This window comes from Clostridium sp. MF28 (assembly GCF_002969175.1).
Lineage (GTDB): Bacteria > Bacillota > Clostridia > Clostridiales > Clostridiaceae > Clostridium > Clostridium beijerinckii.
Map to the genome: position 1 here is coordinate 855,020 of NZ_CP014331.1, position 19,668 is coordinate 874,687.

Genomic DNA, 19,668 nt, shown 5'->3' on the forward strand with positions numbered 1-19,668 from the left:
TTATATTATTCACCAAAGAAAATATTTGTAATGTAGTACATATACAATATTGAGCATTATAGGTGGACAATCCACCTATAATTTTCAAGGCTATATTTCAACATTATCTTAAAACATAGCCTATTTATTAATAATGAAATCCTGTTTTTTATCCATTTGACTAGCATACAATCTAAAAATCCTCTACTATGTAAACTCCCCTATCTATTTTTCATAGATTCTTCTATTGCATAATTTTTATCAAGTGTTATAACTCCATTATCCAAAACAAAACATGGTATCCCTATTCTCTTTTCATCTTTAACATCATCAAATAGTGAATTTTCATCACGAATTGCAACAAATTCCTTCAAAGCTTTTATATCTTCGCAAAAATCTCTATAATCAAAGTTAATATTTTTTTCTTTTAGTTCCTCTATAGCCTTTAGTGTAGATGGACACACATTACTTCCATAAATCTTCATAATAAAATATCCTTTCATTTGTATCTTTTGCTTTCTTAAAATATTTTTACTGTGGTTCATGATTCTTTATATAGATAAACAATATATAACTTAGACTTATGAAATAATCCACCGAAAGTAAAAACATTGTTATTTCACAGGACTATGAAAATTTCGCTGAAAGTGCTAAATTGAAGGTTGCACCACTAATGCTTGCTCCCAATTTCATTGTGACAAGCATTAGTTGAACAACCTACAATTAAAAACTTTTAACAGCTCATTTTCAATGCCTGCTACATAAAAATGTTTCTACTTTCTAGTATGGTATTTATTGCAAAGTGCAAATCAAATTCTTAAGTTGTTTATCTATATAGGTATCTAGCTCTAAAATTAAATTTATGTGGTAACTTACCAAAATCATAAATGTTTTGTTCCATTTTAGCTTATCAAACTAAGAATTGGAGTATACTAAAATGAAACAAACGCTAGCGAAAACTCGACTCATATTCGTTCGCTTAGTAAACAATTCTTACCAAATCAAAGATGCACTGTTACGACCCTTGTAGTTACAAATATATTTATGATTTCTAGTGAAGATACGAACTTAAAGTCTTAGCAACTTTGTAAATATATTCATCTAATAAGAAGAATCTAATCCCCATACTTCAATAATTATTTTTTTCAAAATAATTATATTTATACTTTTTGATACCATAAATCAAATTTGAAATATCAAAATAATGTACATATAGATACAATTACAAGATATATTTATACTATGAAATATATCCAAACTAGAAATAAGAATTATGCTTTTGTAACCACAAGGGTCATAATATGAAATGTTTCATTAGAAACTGGAACAACAGCATGATCCTTATTTCGGTTAGCTGCATAATAAACAGCTAATTTAGCTTTCTTTTAAAAATCTTTTTTTTAATTTTTGCTGAAATTGTGGCATGCTCTTATACATGCTCATTAGACTCACTACAACCAACAGTGTCCATCCTAATAGTGATGAAAATGCTAGTAATATAACTAATATTATAATCAACAATATTATTGATATTTTTAAGATGATACCATCTATACATTTGAGACTGGCAATAAGTCCAAGAAGTGCATTGCATATAAAAAAGGTATTTGCAATTCCTACTGTCCATTCTACAGTAATATAATTGTAGTGAATAAGGACAATAAGTATGCAATGAAATATAGTTAATACTAATAAAGCTCTTTTAGGCGATCTCTCTGATTCTTTCTTTCTTAAAAAAGCAGGAAGCATGCCATTTTCTGCTCTTGCAGCCATTTGTCTTGTAACAGCACCTAATATCATGATCAATGTGGCATAACACAATCCTGCTGCCACAATACCCATAACAATATAAGATAAGTTACCGAATAAAGGAATAAGAATCAAACTCACATTGATGTCTGTTTCTTTTGTAATAATTTGATTTCCTAAACTGTTCTGCAAAGCAAAAGTAGTCAATAAATATATAAAAATAACAGCTGATAAACTTATTTTCATAGCACGCATAAGAGTTTTCTCTGGATTCATGACCTCTTCAACATAACTTCCAATTACTTCCCACCCTATAATTGCCCAAAATAATAGCAAAAGCGTAGAACCAAGAGTTGTAATTGGTGGCATACCACTTGGAAAAGTTACATTATCTTGCTTTAAAAGATTAAAAACACTGCCTATAATAAGAATAAGTCCAGTAAGTGAAGAGAGTACTAAAGTAACCTTTCCCATTGCAGTTATTCCCATTAATAGCACAGCTATATTAAGAAATAATAATATAAAAATTACAAGAGTCCTATAATTATTTGCTCCCTGAAACATGTTACAAATAAATCCAGAAGCCGTATATAAAACAGCTACAGGTCCAAAGCAGACAGCTGCTGTTAAATAATTCGAAGATAATTCCCTAAAATTTTGTCCAAGCTTCTCACCAATTACCACATTCACCCCTTCATTACTCAAAGTTAGTATACTCATTTTGGTAAATATGTAAGCAAATATAATGCCCATAAGCATAGTTATTATCCATGCAATAATAGCTTTGTCTCCAATCATATGAATTGCTATAGGTGGTAAGAGTACAATACCTGAACCTAAAATTGGACCTATCATTAGTCCACTTATAGAAATAGTATTTAGTTTTTTATTCATTTTTCCCCTCCTTGATGTTGATTATCTTATTATAAGAGGGCTTAGTCTATTTGTAAAATTGAAATTTTAAATGCAGCATATCAATAATTTTGATGATTAAAAATTTTCTATTTAACAAAACAATCCAAATGATCTTAGTTATGTCTAAGATTCACTTGGATTGTTAAACCTATTTATATTTTGAAATTTAAAACTAATTCAGTTAATTTTTCTGCTGTTTCTGCTTGATCTTGAGCTACTCTAGCAACCTGTTCTATTGCTTTATTAGTTTCATCTATACCTACTTTAATTTCCTCCGAACTGTTTTTAGTATCTTTCATATTTTCAGCAATAGTTTGTACAACTTCAGAAATCTCTTCTGTAGATGCATTTAACTCCTGTGACATTGATGCAATATTTTGTGATAAATCACTAATATATGCAGCATCATTTTCATATTTATTTCCTGTCTCAATCAATAAATCATAATCTTTTTTAACATTCTCATTAACAAAATGTAGTACCTCCTTTGAATTACCTGATAGATTATTAAAGGCAGCCTGGACATTTGAAACTACATTTTGAATATTCTTAACATAATCTGCTGATTGCTCAGCAAGTATCCTTACTTCATTTGCAACCACTGCAAATCCTTTTCCTTGTTCTCCAGCCCTTGCAGCTTCAATATTTGCATTCAAGGCTAATAAATTTGTCTGTTCTGCTATTGATGCTATTGATTGTGCAATTATACCTATTTCACTAACTACTTTTCCTTGCTCTATTGCATTAAGTATATTATTTTGCTTTTCTTCATACAATTCATCTGTAGCTTTCATAGAGTTAATTCCAGTTTCCTTTACTTCAGTAGCTCTTTCTTTAATTTCGATAGACTGATGACTACTTTCAGTTGAATTCGAAGCCAGCTGAGTTATTCCAGAATTAACTTCTTCCATTGTTGAAGCCAACTCTTCTGTAATTGAATTTATGCCTTGTATATTTTCTACTATTCCAGATGTGTTCTTATCTATGCTTTCAAAATTGCTTGATAATTCTTCTAACGTAGCAGATAATTCTTCACTAGATGCTGTTACACCTTGAGCCTGAATCACAATATTTTCAATCACTGATTTAATTTTTTCTTTTGCATTATTTAATGCCCTAATTAATAATCCTAATTCATCATTGTTTTTACTTTCTATTGAATATGTTAAATCTCCGTTTCCTAAAGCTTCAGCAAATAATAAACCCTTTTTAATCATCATCGATATATATATTGATAATCCTGTCCCTATAATAAGCGCCAAAATAATCCCTACTATTAGAATTGCATGCATTATATGAGTTGTTGTACGATAGTTTTCTTTTGCACTGCTATAAGCTTCATCTGCTTGTTTTTGGTTTATTTCAACCAAGTTATCAAGATGTTTTGATATAATTTCTGTGGTTTGGTTAATTTCAGATAATTTAATTTTTGCTTCTGAATAATTCCCATTTTTGAGTAACTCAAAAAGATTGTCTTTTTCAGTTGCAAACTTATCTCCTAAAATAGAATTAAGATCATCAAACTCTTTCTTCTCATCAGTCGACATACTACTATTACCAAAAGCTTCAACTACAGCTGAATTTTTAGTTTTGATTTGATCAAGTTGTTGTAGCGCTGTTTGCACCTTGGAATTATCCTGTTCTAGAACTAGATCATTAACAATTTTAATTTCAATTAAAAAATTCTCTTTAACCGAATGTATTTCATCAATACTTTTTAAATTATCAGAATATATTTGTTCCATACTACTCTCAGTATTTAATAGACCAAACTTTCCGAAGAAACCAGTTATTCCAATTAGTATAACCATACTCATAAAGCCAATTAACAATTTTGTTTTTATTGATAAATTCTTTATCATCAGTATACCATCTCCCTCTTATAGTAAAATTTTAAAGTTTATAATAATTTGCAGCTTATTTCAACCCCTTACTAAATTATATTTTATCAAAAATTGTTAAAATATAATAGCATTTCGACATAAATTTTTCTAATTATTACAATTTTATATGTTTTTATTTATATATATTGCAATTCACAATGCACATTTCACAATTCACAATTATGGCTAAAATTCTTGTAATATTTTTAGAATTATGATGAAGAATTATTTTTACAACATATATATATTTTTTTTATTATCATACTACTAATTTAGATTATAAATATTTAGTTTTTAACCACATATACCTATACATTTCCTTTTTATACAAAGTGTGCATCATAGAGTGTAGTTATGTAATGTTTTATTTTTTTTCAATTAAATTAAATAGGCTAGTTATTCATTTGCATAACTAACCTATTAAAATTTTACTCATTTATAGAATTTATATTAATCCTATCTCCAAATTTTGTTAGCGTGTTTTTTATTTTGAAGAAGTGAAAGCTTCTATAACACCAGTTTCCTTATCTTCCTGTTATTGCTCCTCCACATCTTTTTTTAATGCATATCTCTTGTTCGGTTTAATTATAGGAAATTATTGTTACAGTTCTGTAACAGAGATTTATCAATAATGTTACAGATTATATAAATAAATCTAAAAATTATAATCTCTTCATTTTAATTCACATTAATCCTGATATAGTCTTATCTCACTACATTAGTTTAAAATAGCATAATTCTCTGCAAAAAATCAAATTATTTTCCTTACTAAATCTTCTTTCATTTTCAGAGTAATATAAATAATAGAACCATGAATTATTTTTTGCCTCATGGTTCTATCTAGCTATTTATCACAATTTATCATTTTATCTTTTCTTTAGCTTATAGCCTAAAAATTATTTGCTCTCATTAACAATAGCAATACTGTTGCTTGATCCTATTCTGCTTGCTCCTGCATTTATCATATCCATAGCAGCTTTGAAGTCTCTAACTCCACCTGATGCCTTTACGCCTAAATCTGGTCCAACAGTTTTTCTCATTAAAGCAATATCTTCCTTAGTTGCTCCACCATTAGAAAATCCTGTTGATGTCTTAACAAAATCAGCTTTAGCTTCTTTAGCTATTTCACAAACCTTAACTTTCTCCTCATCAGTTAATAAACATGTTTCAATAATAACTTTAACTAATGCTTTTCCTTTAGCTGCATTTACTACAGCTTCTATATCTTCTTTTACAAAGTTATAATCCTTGGACTTTAGTGCCCCTACATTTATAACCATATCTATTTCGCTCGCACCATTTTCAATAGCTTGAGATGTTTCAAATGCTTTCGCTTCTTTTGTCATTGCTCCAAGTGGAAATCCTACTACCACACAAGTTTTCACTTCACTTCCTGCAAGTTCAGTACTTACTAATTTTGCATAACATCCATTTACACAAACAGATGCAAAATTGTATTCTTTAGCTTCTCTGAATAATCTCTTTACATCCTCTACTGTCGCTTCTGGTTTTAATATTGTATGATCTATATATTGGGCAATATTCATATTTCATTACTCCTTAAATTTATTTTATAACTATATATTTTACAATTCACAATTTACAATGCATAATTCATAATGCACAATACACATTTCGTAATTCACAATTACGAATAAAATTCTTGTAATATTATTAGAATTATAACATGCAGTTCATGGTTTAGATTGATTAAATAACAAGTTGATACTAGTGACAAATTACAGGTGACACGTGATTCACTTATCACTTACTCAGCAAACGTATGTGAGTCGAGTTTCCGCTAATGGTTCTTCCATTAACGCTTGTGAAGTGAGAGTCCAAAATTTCATTTTAGGTTGTCGAACTTCCTCAGCGAATGTAATGAGTCGAGTTTCCCTAGGAAATCTGTAGCAAACATTAGTGGTGCAACCTGAAATTTAGAACTTTCAGCGAAATTTTCGCAGTCCTGTGAAATAACAATGTTTCTCCTTTCAATTAACGAGTACCTTTTTCGTAAGGAACTCCATCAGCTTTTGGTGCAACTGATTTTCCTACAAAAAGAATCAATACTACAATTGTTAAAATGTATGGTAGCATTGCAAGTATTTGCGAAGGAATAGCAAAGTTTCCGCCACCTAATACTACTGTTAATGCTTGAGCAAATCCAAATAATAGACAAGCTCCGTAAGCGCCATGCGGAGTCCATTTACCAAAAATAACTGCTGCTAATGCAATAAATCCTTGACCGCTAATTGCTGTTGGAGTGAATTGCGCTATTATTGCAAGTGTCATAGATGCTCCACCAAACCCTGCAAGTATTCCAGAAATCATAACACACACGTAACGAGTTGCAGTTACACTTATTCCAAGAGTATCTGCAGCTGCTGGATGCTCTCCTACAGCACGAATACGTAGTCCCCATTTAGTTTTATATAAAATAAACCAAATAACTACTGTAATTAAAATCGCTATAAAAACTGTAATATCTACGCCAAATACTTTAGGTAATTTAGTAGCTACTGGTTTAGTCATAGTAGCTCCTTCAAATAATAATCTACATGTAAATAAAGAGAAACCTGCACCTAATAAATTTATAGCAATACCTGATATTGTCTGATCAGCATTGAATGTTATAGATGCAACTGCATGTAATAAAGCCATTATTCCCCCTGCAATTCCTGCAGCTAAAAATCCAAGCCATGCATTTCCAGAATAATATCCTACTGCCGCACCAGTAAAGGCACCTATAGTCATCATACCTTCAATTCCGATATTTACAACTCCAGAACGCTCAGAAACAACTCCACCTAATGCTCCAAATATTAACGGTGCTGAATACATTAGTGTAATACCTATTAATAGTGCAATACTATTTAACATTCTTCTCACCTCTCTTTAAAAGTCTGTCAGCTAAAGCAGGTACAATCTTAGTTAATGCTACGAAAAATACAATAGTACCTATCATTATATTTATTATTTCTGATGGTGCACCTATAGCAGATTGTACAGATTGACCTCCATATAGTAATCCACCATATAACAATCCTCCAAATATACATCCAATAGGTGAACTTCCTGCAATTAATGCAACTGATAATCCGTTAAATCCATTATTTTCAAAAGCAGCCATAGTTGATAACTTATGAGGTGCTGTGCCTGTAATAGCTAGTGCCCCAGCAAGACCTGATAATGCACCTGCAATTACCATTGATTGAATTATATTACGATTAACATTTATTCCAGCAAATTCTGCTGCATCTTTATTTAATCCAACTGCACGTAATTCATAACCCTTTGCTGATTTATATAATAAAACTGATATAACTACAGCCATTATAATAGCAACAATAATTCCAATATTAACATCTGTCTTTAACAACACTTCTGATAACCATTTGTTGTGAGAAAGAAATTCCATTCCAGCATCAGATGTCTTCCAATTACCAAGTATAGTAGTAAATCCAGATTCATTAATCATATAAGTACTTGTTGAATCTGGTTGGTGAAATACATCTGTTGATACAACGAAATTGGATAAATATAATGCAATCCAATTCAGCATTATACTGGTTATAACTTCATGTATTCCGAATTTCGCCTTAAGAACTCCTACAATACCACCAAACACTGCTCCAGCAGCTACACCAGCTAAAATTACTAAAGGAATTTCTAATACTGCTGGCAAATTTAATTTGATTCCAACTATAGTTGATGCAATTGTACCTACTATATATTGACCTTCCGCTCCAATATTAAATAATCCTGTTTTAAAAGCAAATGCAACACTTAAACCAGTTAAAATAATAGGAGTGGCCTTAATAATTGTATTAGATATATATTTAGGTTTTGAAAAAATCCCTCCAAAAAGTGCACTAAAAGCATCTATAGGATTATAACCAGCAACACCTAGTACTATTGATGCAACAATAAACCCACAGAATATTGCAATGAATGTTGAAGTAACTGGTTTTTTAAGAATTTTTACTACTATCTTCACTATGTTTACCTCCCGCCATTAGCAAGCCTATTGTATTTTCATCAACTTCACCTTGTTTAAAAGTACCTACAATAGTTCCTTCCGAAATTACAGCTATAGTATCTGAAACATTCATAACTTCATCAAGTTCTAATGAAATTAAAAGAACAGCTTTTCCTTTATCTCTTTCTCTTATTAATGTTTTATGAACATATTCAATTGCTCCTACATCAAGTCCACGAGTTGGCTGCACTGCAATTAATAAGTCCGGATCATTATATACTTCTCTTGCAATTATAACTTTTTGCTGATTTCCTCCTGATAGCCCTCTGATAGGTGATGATTCACAGTTATCAGGCCTTATATCATACTGATTTATAAGCTCCTTAGTATGAGCCATAATTTTATCTTTAACCAATAATCCATTCTTACAATATGGTTCACTTTTATATTTTTCTATTACCATATTTTCAGCAACACTAAAATCTAGTACAAGCCCACGTTTTTGCCTGTCTTCATGTATTGTTGAAACTTTATTTTTGATAACGTTTTCCACTGTAGTATTTTGTATCTCTACTCCATTTATTTTAATGGTACCTTTTTCGGATTTAGCAAGACAAGTTATAGCTTCAATTAATTCTTTTTGTCCATTGCCGTCAATTCCTGCAATACCAACGATTTCACCTTTACGTACTTTAAGTGATAAATCTTTAACTGCATCTAACTTTCTTTCATCTTTTACAGTTAAATTATCTATTTCAAAAACAACCTCATCTGGTTTTGCAGTTTCTTTGTCAACGATTAACTTGACTGCATGACCAACCATCATTGTTGCAAGATCTTCTCTTGTTACTTCCTTAACATTTACTGTATCTATATATTTTCCTCTACGTATTATTGTACAAACATCAGAAGACTCCTTTATTTCTTTTAATTTGTGTGTAATTATAATTATTGTTTTTCCATCAGCAATAAGGTTATGCATGATGCCTATTAAATCTTGAATTTCTTGTGGAGTAAGAACCGCTGTCGGCTCGTCCAATATTAATAAATCAGCTCCACGATATAAAGCTTTTAATATTTCAATACGCTGTTGCATACCTACTGAAATATCTTCAATTTTTGCGTCTGGATCTACATCTAATCCATACTTTTTAACAATGTTTAATATTTCTTCTCGGGCTTTTTTCATATCTAGTATTCCACATTTTTTTGTAATTTCACTACCTAACACTATATTTTGTGTTACTGTAAAATTTTCAACTAACATAAAGTGTTGATGAACCATTCCTATTCCATTTTCAATCGCTATATTAGGGTTTTTAATATTTATCTTTTCACCATTAAGATATATTTCACCTTGATCAGCTTGATACAATCCATAAAGGATATTCATAAGGGTACTTTTGCCTGCACCATTTTCTCCTAGTAGTGCATGAATTGTACCTTTTTTAATATCAAGGTTGATATTATCTAAAGCACAGAACGAGCCAAACGTTTTTGTAATCCCACGCATTTGTACTGCATATTGTTTGCTAATTTCCATACCTAATCCTCCTCTATTATATAAGGCTTTGCCGGCAAACCGTTAAGTTACCAGCAAAGCCTACCTCCACTACTGTCTTAATAGTTATTATCTACTTTAAATTTAAATTATTATTTTTTTAAAAAGTCATTATAAGTTTGTTCATTGTAAGGTGGAACTATTGTGCCATTTTTAATCTTGTCTTGAACTTCCATAGTTGCTTTGTATACTGCTGGATCCATATTTTTGTTTTCAGTTGGAATTCCTACAGCATTTTCTTTTAATCCATAAGTATAAGTTTTACCACCAATTTTATTTCCAGTCATAGCTTCTTTAGAAACATTTTCAACTGCAACACTTGCAAGTTTTAATGCTGATGTTAATACATTATCAGGAGCTAAATATGCTTGATCACGGTCAACACCTATTGCAAATTTATTTGCTTCTTTAGCTGCTTCAATTACGCCTACACCAACTCCACCTGCTGCATGGAATACGATATCGCATCCAGAAGAGAACATCTTGTTTGCAATTGCTTTACCTTTTGATGCATCAGAGAAACTTTCAGCATATTGAACATCTACAGTAATATCTTTACCTAATTCTTTTGATGCATATTGAACACCAGCTTGGTATCCATATTGGAATTGATCTATAATTCCACTTTTTATTCCTCCAACAAATCCAACTTTACCTGTTTTTGTTGTTTTAGCAGCTGCATAGCCTACCATAAATGAAGGTTCTTGTGCATTAAACATAACTCCTGTAACATTAGCTGGAGTATCATCTCCATATGAATTATCAACTATAGCATAACTAACATCTGGATTTGCTTTTGCTGCCTTTGTTATTGCATCTGACATTGCAAAACCAATACCCCAAACTACTTTATTACCAGCATCAACAGCTTTATCTAGATTTGTAGCATAATCTGATTCTTGCTTGGATTCAAGATAGCTTACTTTACCTCCAGCATTATTCTTTTCAAAATTTTGCAATCCTTCCCATGAAGATTGATTGAAAGATTGGTCATTTACACCACCTGTATCAGTTACCATTGCAACTTTAAATTCCTTATTATCACCTGTAGTTCCTTTATCAGTTGTCTTGTTTCCACTTGATCCGCAACCAGCCATAGTTCCCATAATCATTGTTGTCATTAATAATGCAATTACTTTTTTCATGATATTTCCTCCTATAAACTTTATTATTTTGCTATTTCAAGAGCAATTTTCATCATTTCTGTAAAACTTAATTGTCTATCTTCTGCTGAAAGTGATTCTCCTGTTAATACTGAATCTGAAATTGTAAGTAAACATAACGCATTCTTTCCTGCTTCTGCAGCATTCATATAAAGTGCAGCTGCTTCCATTTCTATTGCTAGGACTCCCATACTCTTCCACTTTTCTGTTGCTGTTTTATCAGCACTATAAAAAGTATCAGAAGATAGTATATTTCCTACAACAACATTTATATTGTTTTCTTTTGCTGCTTCAACTGCACTGCTAACTAAATCAAAACTTGCAATAGGAGCAAAAGTTCCTGGCAGACCATATTGATGTGCGTAGTTAGAATTAGTAGATGCACCTAAACCGATTACAACATCACGTAGGTGCAATTTCTCAGATATACTTCCTGCTGTTCCAATTCTAATAATATTATCTACACCATAGAAATTAAATAATTCATAGCTATAAATACCTATAGATGGCATTCCCATACCGCCTCCCATAACTGAGACACGTTTTCCTTTGTAAGTTCCAGTATACCCAAGCATATTTCTTACTGTATTAAATTGAGTAACATCTTCAAGAAAGTTTTCTGCAATAAATTTAGCTCTTAAAGGGTCTCCTGGCATTAATACTGTTTTTGCTATTTCTCCTAGCTTTGCCCCATTATGGGGAGTTGGTACATTTGTCATAATTCTGTCCTCCAAAATCTTGTTTTTAATATTATAAAATGTTCTTTTCACCTATTTTAATCTTCATTAGAACTGACTTTTTAAATAGCTCTGATGCAAATTGTATACAAGGCCCTCCTATTAGGGCTGCAATAACTGTTACAGCCCCTGCTTTTCCTCCTAGTATAAAACCAATTATAAGCGATGTAACATCACAAATTATCTTTGCCGTTCTATATTGAGATTTCATTTTGTCTTTTAATATCATAGCTAAACTTGTAAAAGGATCTAATCCAATATTTATTGCTATAAAGATTCCTAATCCTGTAAACAGCATTAAGGATCCACATACAGAACTTAATATTCTCCACTCTAAAACATTAGGCAAATTCATATATTCATAAAACTTCGAACCTATTCCAACGAAGGTTCCCATTGGAATAGTATATATAAATGTTCCTATATTTATATACTTTCTGTTAATTAATAACGATAATATTATTATTGCGTAATTTACCACATTTGTTGTCATTCCAAGTTCGCTTTGTGGAAGACCACTTGCACTGCGAACTCCATCATATAGAATTGCAACTGCATCATTTCCAAGCATTGCAGCCGAATTAAATGCAATTCCAAATCCAACAAGGGAAACTCCAACTAACGCTATTAAAATATTTATAAGAAGAACTTTAAGTGATTTTTCCTTTAGCGTATTAACTGTACTCATCATTAGTTAAATATCCTTCCTGCAGTGCTATACTAACTTGCTTAGTACTGATTCACCAATTGTATTCTCAGGCATCTTTACTCCAAAGTTTTCTGCTATTGTAGCACCAATTGCTGCAAAACTATCGCTTGTTTCCATTAAACCACTTTCAGTCATAGATGGAGAATAAGCTAAGAAAGGAACATGTTCACGTGTATGATCTGATCCTTTATAAGTTGGATCATTACCATGGTCTGCTGTAATGATTAATAAATCATCTTCTTTTAATTTATCTAATACTTTTCCTAAATTAACATCAAACTTTTCTAATTCTTCAGCATAACCAACTGGATTTCTTCTGTGTCCCCATAAAGCATCAAAGTCTACTAAGTTAACAAAGCACGATCCTTTAAATTCTTTATCCATTATTTCTAAAGTTTGTTCCATTCCATGAACAGAACTTTTTGATTTATTTGATTCTGTTATACCTTCACCATCAAATATATCGTTTATTTTTCCAACTGATATTGAAGCAAATCCACTATCTTTTAATGCATTCAATGCAGTTGCTCCATATGGTTTTAAAGCATAATCATGTCTATTACTTGTACGTTTGAATTCACCTTTTTTCATTCCTAAATATGGTCTTGCAATAACTCTTCCAACTTTCCATTCATCTTTAAGAGTTAATTCTCTTGCAATTTCACAGCAACGATAAAGTTCATCTAAACCAAAAGTTTCTTCATGACCACATATTTGTAAAACAGAATCAGCTGAAGTATAAACGATCATATCTCCTGTTTTTATTTGATGTTCGCCAAGTTCATCTAATATTTCTGTTCCACTTGCACTTTTATTTCCAACTATTTTATGACCTGTTCTTTTTTCAAGTTCATCTAATAACTCTTGTGGAAAACCTGTATCAGTAAATGTTTGGAATGGTGTTTCTATTTTTAACCCCATCATTTCCCAGTGACCAGTCATTGTATCTTTTCCAACACTTGCTTCCCTCATCTTCATAAAATGAGCTAAAGGCTTTTCAACTGCTTCAACATGTTTGATTGGATGTAAATTAGCTAACCCTAACTTTTGTAAGTTTGGAATCTTAAATTCATCTACCGACTCTGATATATGCTTAAGTGTGTCTACATTAACATCACCATACTCTTTTGAATCACTCATTTCTCCAATTCCAAGTGAATCTATTACTATTGTGAAAATTCTATTATATTTCTTCATAACTCCATCCTTTCAAAACTAATTAAGTTTATATTTCATTTTATATTTAATACTTATTCCCAAATTAAAATTTTATTATTTTAGATCTTCCTCTGTAAAGGACATTGGTAATAATTCTTCGATATCAGTAATTTTTTCAGTCTTTTTATTAGATAAAACTATTGGAGTATGTTTTTCTAATAATTCAACTAAAACTTGCCTGCATGCACCACAAGGAGTCGCTAGCGTATTTCCATCACTTACAATGGCAATTGCTTTTACATCCTCTTTACGATACCCATTTGAATATGCTTGAAAGATTGCATTTCTCTCTGCACAATTTGTTAAACCATAAGATGCATTTTCAATGTTTGCTCCTATAAAATATTTATTATCTTTAGTAACAACACAAGAACCAACCTTATACTTTGAATAAGGAGAATATGCATTTTCCATAGCTTTAAAAGCTCTTTCTAAAATATCTTCATACTCTTTCATTTCATATTCCTTTCCGAAAGATCAAACACTTTCTTATTTAGTTTCTCTCTCTTTGTCAGCTTTTATTAATTTTCTAATTCCTTCAATTGCAACTTCTATAGCTGTTTCTGTATCATGCACTTGCAAATTTTCAAGTCCTGCCTTTTCACGTTCTTGATTTGCAACAACTAAAAATACTGAACCTACTCTTACTTTTAAATAGCTTCCTACTACAAATAAAGCTGCTGATTCCATTTCAGAAGCAAGACATCCGCATTTCATCCATGCATCCCACTTATTTAAAAGGTCATAACTTACTGGTTTAGTTTCTGGCGAATGTTGACCATAAAATGAATCTTTACATTGAACTACTCCAACATGATAATTTTTATTTAAATCTTTAGATGCTTGCACAAGTAGGCTTGCAACATCGAAGTTTGCAATAGCTGGAAATTCAATTGGCGCATATTCTTTACTAGTACCTTCTGCTCTAATTGCACCAGTAGCAATAACTACATCTCCACCTTTAACATTTATATCCATTCCACCACATGTACCAACTCTTACGAAAGTATCTGCTCCGCAATTTACTAGTTCTTCTAATGCTATAGCAGCTGATGGTCCACCAATTCCTGTTGAAGTAACACTTACTTTTACACCATCTAAAAATCCAGTGTAAGTAACATACTCTCTATTATCAGCAATTAATTTCGGATCATCAAAGTATGCAGCAATCTTTTTACATCTCTTTGGATCCCCTGGTAATATTACGTATTTACCTACATCTCCTTCTCTCACATCTATATGATATTGTTTCCCAGAACCTTGTGAATAATTCATTATAATACCTCCATTTATTTCACGATTCGCTTTCAGAATACGGTTTCAACATTACGTTAAAAAATGTTGGACATCCTTAATACTTGTCTATTAAGTTGTATTATTGTTTGTACTCAAAGAATAGCATGTCTGTTATTTCATGTCAAGCATTTTATTCATGATAAATTCCGAAAATTCATTCAATTTAAAAACTATACCAAAAGCCTGTTGGTACAAGCTTTCAGAAGGACAGGCTGTGCACAAAATAACCATAATAATTTGATTGCCAATATTGTTTAATTAACGTTATAATTAAGTATAAAACAAATATTTCAGTTGAAAATTTGTAATTCAATATGTATACTTGTCTAGACAGGGTTATATCTGTAGAAAGGTGATATTTTTATGAATGATGAATTTGATATAGTTGAAAAGCCAAAAGAATTAAGATATGTAAGTGTATATAATCAACTTTTTAAAATGATAAATGAAGGTACTTTTCCAGAAGGAAGTAGATTACCCTCTGAACCTGAACTATCTAAATTAATTGGTGTTAGTAGAACTACGCTAAGACAGGCACTTGCACTACTACAAGATGATGGATTAGTAAATAATATAAGAGGTAAGGGAAATTTTATAGTAAAATCTAAGCCTAAAAAAGATCTTGGTTTAGAAACAATGGGACACCCCGTATACAAGTGCATAAATGATGTCATTGATGAAGTTAAAATTCAATTAAGAATAGAGCCATCTACTGACTATTTTAATCAAATTCTTGTAAAGAAAACTGCTGCTGTAGTATTAATAGATAGATGGTATAAATCTGAAGGTCAAGCTATAGCTTATACGTTTACTTTATTGCCAATTGAAACTATTTCAAAATTTAATCTTGATTTAAACAATGAGGATATGATTTTAGAATTTCTAGAAAGAGATATTTACGAAATATCTAGTGATATATTAGTTGAAATAAAGTATTCAACTTCTGGAAACTTTGCTGCTAAAACGTATCCAATTTCGCCAGAAAATCAATTTCATCTTATACAGGAAACTCTTTATAAAGATTCAGAATTTCCTATTGCTTCAAATAAGCATTATTTACCGATAAAAACAAGTTCGATTAAGTTTCATCCTAAAAAGCAATAGGTTAATTATAGATCCCCAAAATTTATGTAGTAACTTACCGAAATCATAAATATTTTGATTCCGAAAAACTATGAAAATATCGCTGAAAGTTCTAAGCGGCAGGTTGTATCCACTTTAGCATGCTCCAACTTTCTTAGGGAAGCTCGACTCATTACATTCGCTGAGGAAGTTCGACAACCCAAAATAAAATTTTGGACTCTCACTTCACAAGCTAAAATGGAACAACCTACAGCTAAGAGCCTTTAACAGCTCATTTTCAAATGTTTTCTCCACAAATATATTTATGATTTCTAGTGAAGATATAAACTTAAATTTTTATAAACTTTGTAAACGTATTTATAATGATAGGTCAAATCCCTAAGTTGTTTATCTATATAGATAAGCCAATTACAAGTTAGATTTATACTGTGAAATATATCCTAACTAGAAATGGGTAATATACTTTTGTGGAATGTTTCATTGGTAATTTTGATGTATGTGATTCATTTCGGCGAGTTATATGCATAAGTTCAAGTCTTAGTTGAGTTATCTATATTATGAATAATTATAAAATAGCATTTGTTTTGTAATTATTGTATTTTAATCTCTCAAACCATATGCTTTAGGAATTAAAATAAGAATGATTTACTAAAATTAATAAATCATTCTAAGTTTGTCGTGAAATTTATTTAATAAGGAGAAATAATATTTCAACTACACTATATTATATATTATAGAATAAGCGCTTAAATCGTGTTGAAAATCAAGAAATTTATTTGTATAAGTTCTATATATAAGAATCTGCCGAAAGCAGAAACATTGTCTTCGTGGGTCTATAAAAGTTTCGCTGAAAATGCTAGTATGTAATTCAAGTATATTTGCTTTAAGTAGTATTAGTTATTGAAGCGCTAGTCCCTCTTGACAAAGAGCTGATAAATTATGAATTAAATCATAATTTATCAGCTCTTAATTTTTAGAAATTTTAAATTACTTTGTTTCAATACTAGCTTTTTTTGACATAACTTCACTTCCACCAACAATGATAAGCTCAAGCCCTAGTTTAAAAGCAGTATCTTCTGTGTCCCCTATTCTCATAACTTCCATAAGGTTTGGGAAATTCCCGGTATTCAATATATTATCCTCGGGAGCTTTATCACTATACTTGTCTGACTGTTCCTCAATAACGTAACCAAATGTGTAGCGAATAGAAGTGATCATAACACTTGTTGCTGTTTTTATATCCATTCCACTACTGCAAAGTGATACTAGTGAATATTCCATAAACTTTGCTAAGGTAACGGCAGGAAAAAGATGTGCACCAGCAACCACTCGCCCACCGTCACGATATGAAAGCATTGCTTTACGAAACAAGTTAATATTATATGTCAGCCAATCTTGCCACGTCTGCTCATCTTTCCGTGGTTCAAAATCTCCAAGTTCCTTTTGCAATATGTATTCTGCCATATAATCCAAGAGCATAGCTTTATTTTTAAAGTGCCAATAAATAGCAGGAGCTTTAACATCTAATTTTTTTGCAATATCACGCAACGATAACTCGTTATATCCTTTTTCGTTTAGAAGTTCAAGTGCGGCTTCAATAATTTTATTTTGCTTATCGTTTATTTCCAAATTATTTTTCATATTCTCGCCTCATAAAAGTTTTCTTTTATAATAGCACAAAATCATTCACATTAACAGTGTTAAATTACTTTTTCAAAATCATTGACAAGCATCCTTAACAGTGTTAAAGTGTGAATATGAATTTAACACTGTTAAGGAAATATTATTATGATTAAAATTTTAAAATAGCTTTCAGTAATCAAACTATCTAGATGATACAGCTATATTTAGAATCGCAGCAAATCTTAATATGAATACTCTTAGAAACTAAACATGGTTTAAAAAATATTATTGAAAAGAGGTAACTAACATGAGTAAAGAAAAAATCACATTCATTACCAATGCAAAAATCTTTGATGGTGAGCGAGTAATTGACAAGCAATCCGTTACAATCAAAGGAGAAAAGATTATCAATATTGGTGGACATGCACCTGATGGTGCTGAGATTATCGATGCCAAAGGTTGTACTTTGTTGCCAGGTTTAATAGATGCACACTCACATCCAAATATGGATGCCTTAAAAATGGACTTAACCTTCGGAGTTACTACTACATGTCAGATGCAGGGATATTTTAGTGAAGAGCAGATTAAGGCCATCAAGAGCCGAAAAGATTTGGCGGATACTCTTGTTACGTTCTTTGCAGTTACAGCACCAAACGGACATCCAAATGAACTATTGCCACCAGCAGTGCTAGCTCAGCAGAAAGCAATGATGGAAGAGGTAGGCTTACCTCCTAAAAAGACTGCATCAACACCCGAAGAAGCAGCAGGTATTGTTGCAGAACGCGTAGCACAGGGAGCAGACTATATTAAAATTATGGTAGAGGATGGAACGGTATTCGGTCATCCTGATACACCTAATTTGACAGATGAAGTGATTGCAGCTGCCTGCAGTGAAGCGCACCGTTTTGGCAAAATAGCTGTGGCACATGCAATGTCGTTAAAAGCTACTGAACGTGCCATTAATGGAGGAATAGATGGATTAATGCATATCTTCATTGACAAACCACATACTAAAGAAATTATTGATACTATTGTAAGTTCTGGTGCATTTGTATGCCCAACCATTGTTGCCGGCGCTTCCACAATAGGCGACAGCGACGCTCCAGAGTTTGCTAAGGATGAGCGTGTACGCTCTAAATTGAGTGAAGAATGGATAAATGCTCTGAATAAGCACATCGCATCTTGGCCACATGGGAAGACAGAATATCTATTAGCATCAGTGAAGGCACTCTTTGATGCAGGCGTTGATATTTTAGCTGGCAGCGATCCTTCAGTGGCATCAGTTGGTGGTATGGTGCATGGTGCTAGTTTACATCATGAACTGCAATTACTGGTTAAGGCTGGATTAACTCCGATTGAGACGCTTAGAGCTGCCACTTCAGTTCCAGCACGCCGATTTGGCATGAATGACCGCGGTCGTATTGTAAATGATGCTCGTGCTGATCTGCTATTGGTAAAAGGTGATCCAACAACCAATATTTCAGACACATTATCAATTGAAGCGGTTTGGAGACAAGGCGCACAGTTATCTAACATATAAGGAGGAAATATATATGATTTTTATTGATATACATCATCATGTTATTGGAAAAAATAATCCTAATGCTGCTTTATTGTCACCATGGGATATGAAAATAGATGAAGAGGCAATGAATAGGATGGGAATAACAGGAGCATTACTTTCGCTGCCTGTGTCAGCAAGTCCTGAAATCACAAGGCAGATGGATTCTCTATTCCAAGCAACACTAAAGGGATTTATATAGGCGATGACCG

Annotated in this window: 17 protein-coding genes; 3 read left to right on the plus strand and 14 right to left on the minus strand. The window is 31.7% G+C overall.

Going from position 1 to position 19,668, the window contains the following annotated elements; translation table 11 throughout:
• Positions 1-200 precede the first annotated feature (200 nt).
• The 13 genes from AXY43_RS03610 to udp all read right to left on the minus strand — a co-directional run bounded on the left by AXY43_RS03610 (position 201) and on the right by udp (position 15,168).
• Positions 201-482, minus strand: a complete 282-nt coding sequence (locus tag AXY43_RS03610; protein ID WP_242986346.1) for a glutaredoxin — start codon at positions 480-482, stop codon at positions 201-203.
• 871 nt (positions 483-1,353) lie between these two features.
• A complete protein-coding gene (locus AXY43_RS03615) occupies positions 1,354-2,622 on the minus strand; it encodes an APC family permease (protein ID WP_105410991.1) in 1,269 nt (422 codons plus the stop codon).
• Positions 2,623-2,795: 173 nt separating this feature from the next.
• Positions 2,796-4,505 carry a methyl-accepting chemotaxis protein gene (locus AXY43_RS03620; protein WP_087701733.1) on the minus strand — a complete coding sequence of 570 codons (1,710 nt, stop codon included), beginning with the start codon at positions 4,503-4,505 and terminating at the stop codon, positions 2,796-2,798.
• Between the two features lie 917 nt (positions 4,506-5,422).
• Positions 5,423-6,073 (minus strand): deoxyribose-phosphate aldolase, encoded by a 651-nt coding sequence (deoC, locus tag AXY43_RS03625; protein ID WP_105410992.1) that lies wholly within the window; start codon positions 6,071-6,073, stop codon positions 5,423-5,425.
• Positions 6,074-6,521: 448 nt separating this feature from the next.
• Complete coding sequence (locus AXY43_RS03630; protein ID WP_105410993.1) at positions 6,522-7,406, minus strand: ABC transporter permease; 885 nt, start codon at positions 7,404-7,406, stop codon at positions 6,522-6,524.
• Positions 7,396-8,523, minus strand: a complete 1,128-nt coding sequence (locus AXY43_RS03635; protein WP_105410994.1) for an ABC transporter permease — start codon at positions 8,521-8,523, stop codon at positions 7,396-7,398. Before AXY43_RS03635 ends, AXY43_RS03630 begins: the two co-directional genes overlap by 11 nt.
• Positions 8,498-10,048: an ABC transporter ATP-binding protein gene (locus tag AXY43_RS03640; RefSeq protein ID WP_039773632.1), complete on the minus strand. Its 1,551-nt coding sequence runs from the start codon at positions 10,046-10,048 to the stop codon at positions 8,498-8,500. Before AXY43_RS03640 ends, AXY43_RS03635 begins: the two co-directional genes overlap by 26 nt.
• Before the next feature lie 110 nt (positions 10,049-10,158).
• Positions 10,159-11,211, minus strand: a complete 1,053-nt coding sequence (locus AXY43_RS03645) for a BMP family ABC transporter substrate-binding protein (protein ID WP_105410995.1) — start codon at positions 11,209-11,211, stop codon at positions 10,159-10,161.
• Between the two features lie 23 nt (positions 11,212-11,234).
• Positions 11,235-11,948, minus strand: a complete 714-nt coding sequence (gene deoD / locus AXY43_RS03650) for a purine-nucleoside phosphorylase (RefSeq protein ID WP_017212346.1) — start codon at positions 11,946-11,948, stop codon at positions 11,235-11,237.
• Between the two features lie 31 nt (positions 11,949-11,979).
• On the minus strand, positions 11,980-12,657 hold the full coding sequence (locus AXY43_RS03655) for a YczE/YyaS/YitT family protein (RefSeq protein WP_105410996.1): 678 nt from the start codon (positions 12,655-12,657) through the stop codon (positions 11,980-11,982).
• Positions 12,658-12,681: 24 nt separating this feature from the next.
• Complete coding sequence (locus AXY43_RS03660) at positions 12,682-13,872, minus strand: phosphopentomutase (RefSeq protein WP_105410997.1); 1,191 nt, start codon at positions 13,870-13,872, stop codon at positions 12,682-12,684.
• 75 nt (positions 13,873-13,947) lie between these two features.
• The gene (gene cdd, locus AXY43_RS03665; protein ID WP_023974981.1) at positions 13,948-14,349 is read right to left on the minus strand and encodes a cytidine deaminase; all 402 of its coding nucleotides are present in this window, start codon (positions 14,347-14,349) and stop codon (positions 13,948-13,950) included.
• Positions 14,350-14,382: 33 nt separating this feature from the next.
• The gene (udp, locus tag AXY43_RS03670) at positions 14,383-15,168 is read right to left on the minus strand and encodes a uridine phosphorylase (protein WP_012059316.1); all 786 of its coding nucleotides are present in this window, start codon (positions 15,166-15,168) and stop codon (positions 14,383-14,385) included.
• 384 nt (positions 15,169-15,552) lie between these two features.
• Here udp and AXY43_RS03675 point away from each other — a divergent pair, with 384 nt between their 5' ends.
• Positions 15,553-16,293 carry a GntR family transcriptional regulator gene (locus AXY43_RS03675; RefSeq protein ID WP_012059317.1) on the plus strand — a complete coding sequence of 247 codons (741 nt, stop codon included), beginning with the start codon at positions 15,553-15,555 and terminating at the stop codon, positions 16,291-16,293.
• Positions 16,294-17,259: 966 nt separating this feature from the next.
• Here AXY43_RS03675 and AXY43_RS03680 read toward each other — a convergent pair.
• Positions 17,260-17,913: a TetR/AcrR family transcriptional regulator C-terminal domain-containing protein gene (locus AXY43_RS03680; protein ID WP_023974982.1), complete on the minus strand. Its 654-nt coding sequence runs from the start codon at positions 17,911-17,913 to the stop codon at positions 17,260-17,262.
• Positions 17,914-18,202: 289 nt separating this feature from the next.
• Here AXY43_RS03680 and AXY43_RS03685 point away from each other — a divergent pair, with 289 nt between their 5' ends.
• Both AXY43_RS03685 and AXY43_RS27515 read left to right on the plus strand, forming a co-directional pair.
• Positions 18,203-19,435: an amidohydrolase family protein gene (locus AXY43_RS03685; protein WP_023974983.1), complete on the plus strand. Its 1,233-nt coding sequence runs from the start codon at positions 18,203-18,205 to the stop codon at positions 19,433-19,435.
• A 13-nt stretch (positions 19,436-19,448) separates the two neighbouring features.
• Entirely contained in the window at positions 19,449-19,658 is a 210-nt protein-coding gene (locus tag AXY43_RS27515) for a hypothetical protein (protein ID WP_242986245.1), read from the plus strand.
• Positions 19,659-19,668 lie beyond the last annotated feature (10 nt).

What these genes read in the sequence shown, in the direction of transcription:
- AXY43_RS03610 (WP_242986346.1), bottom strand. Translation starts at nt 482, where the DNA reads ATGAAAGGATATTTTATTATGAAGATTTATGGAAGTAATGTGTGTCCA.
- AXY43_RS03615 (WP_105410991.1), bottom strand. Translation starts at nt 2,622, where the DNA reads ATGAATAAAAAACTAAATACTATTTCTATAAGTGGACTAATGATAGGT.
- AXY43_RS03620 (WP_087701733.1), bottom strand. Translation starts at nt 4,505, where the DNA reads ATGATAAAGAATTTATCAATAAAAACAAAATTGTTAATTGGCTTTATG.
- deoC (WP_105410992.1), bottom strand. Translation starts at nt 6,073, where the DNA reads ATGAATATTGCCCAATATATAGATCATACAATATTAAAACCAGAAGCG.
- AXY43_RS03630 (WP_105410993.1), bottom strand. Translation starts at nt 7,406, where the DNA reads ATGTTAAATAGTATTGCACTATTAATAGGTATTACACTAATGTATTCA.
- AXY43_RS03640 (WP_039773632.1), bottom strand. Translation starts at nt 10,048, where the DNA reads ATGGAAATTAGCAAACAATATGCAGTACAAATGCGTGGGATTACAAAA.
- AXY43_RS03645 (WP_105410995.1), bottom strand. Translation starts at nt 11,211, where the DNA reads ATGAAAAAAGTAATTGCATTATTAATGACAACAATGATTATGGGAACT.
- deoD (WP_017212346.1), bottom strand. Translation starts at nt 11,948, where the DNA reads ATGACAAATGTACCAACTCCCCATAATGGGGCAAAGCTAGGAGAAATA.
- AXY43_RS03655 (WP_105410996.1), bottom strand. Translation starts at nt 12,657, where the DNA reads ATGATGAGTACAGTTAATACGCTAAAGGAAAAATCACTTAAAGTTCTT.
- AXY43_RS03660 (WP_105410997.1), bottom strand. Translation starts at nt 13,872, where the DNA reads ATGAAGAAATATAATAGAATTTTCACAATAGTAATAGATTCACTTGGA.
- cdd (WP_023974981.1), bottom strand. Translation starts at nt 14,349, where the DNA reads ATGAAAGAGTATGAAGATATTTTAGAAAGAGCTTTTAAAGCTATGGAA.
- udp (WP_012059316.1), bottom strand. Translation starts at nt 15,168, where the DNA reads ATGAATTATTCACAAGGTTCTGGGAAACAATATCATATAGATGTGAGA.
- AXY43_RS03675 (WP_012059317.1), top strand. Translation starts at nt 15,553, where the DNA reads ATGAATGATGAATTTGATATAGTTGAAAAGCCAAAAGAATTAAGATAT.
- AXY43_RS03680 (WP_023974982.1), bottom strand. Translation starts at nt 17,913, where the DNA reads ATGAAAAATAATTTGGAAATAAACGATAAGCAAAATAAAATTATTGAA.
- AXY43_RS03685 (WP_023974983.1), top strand. Translation starts at nt 18,203, where the DNA reads ATGAGTAAAGAAAAAATCACATTCATTACCAATGCAAAAATCTTTGAT.
- AXY43_RS27515 (WP_242986245.1), top strand. Translation starts at nt 19,449, where the DNA reads ATGATTTTTATTGATATACATCATCATGTTATTGGAAAAAATAATCCT.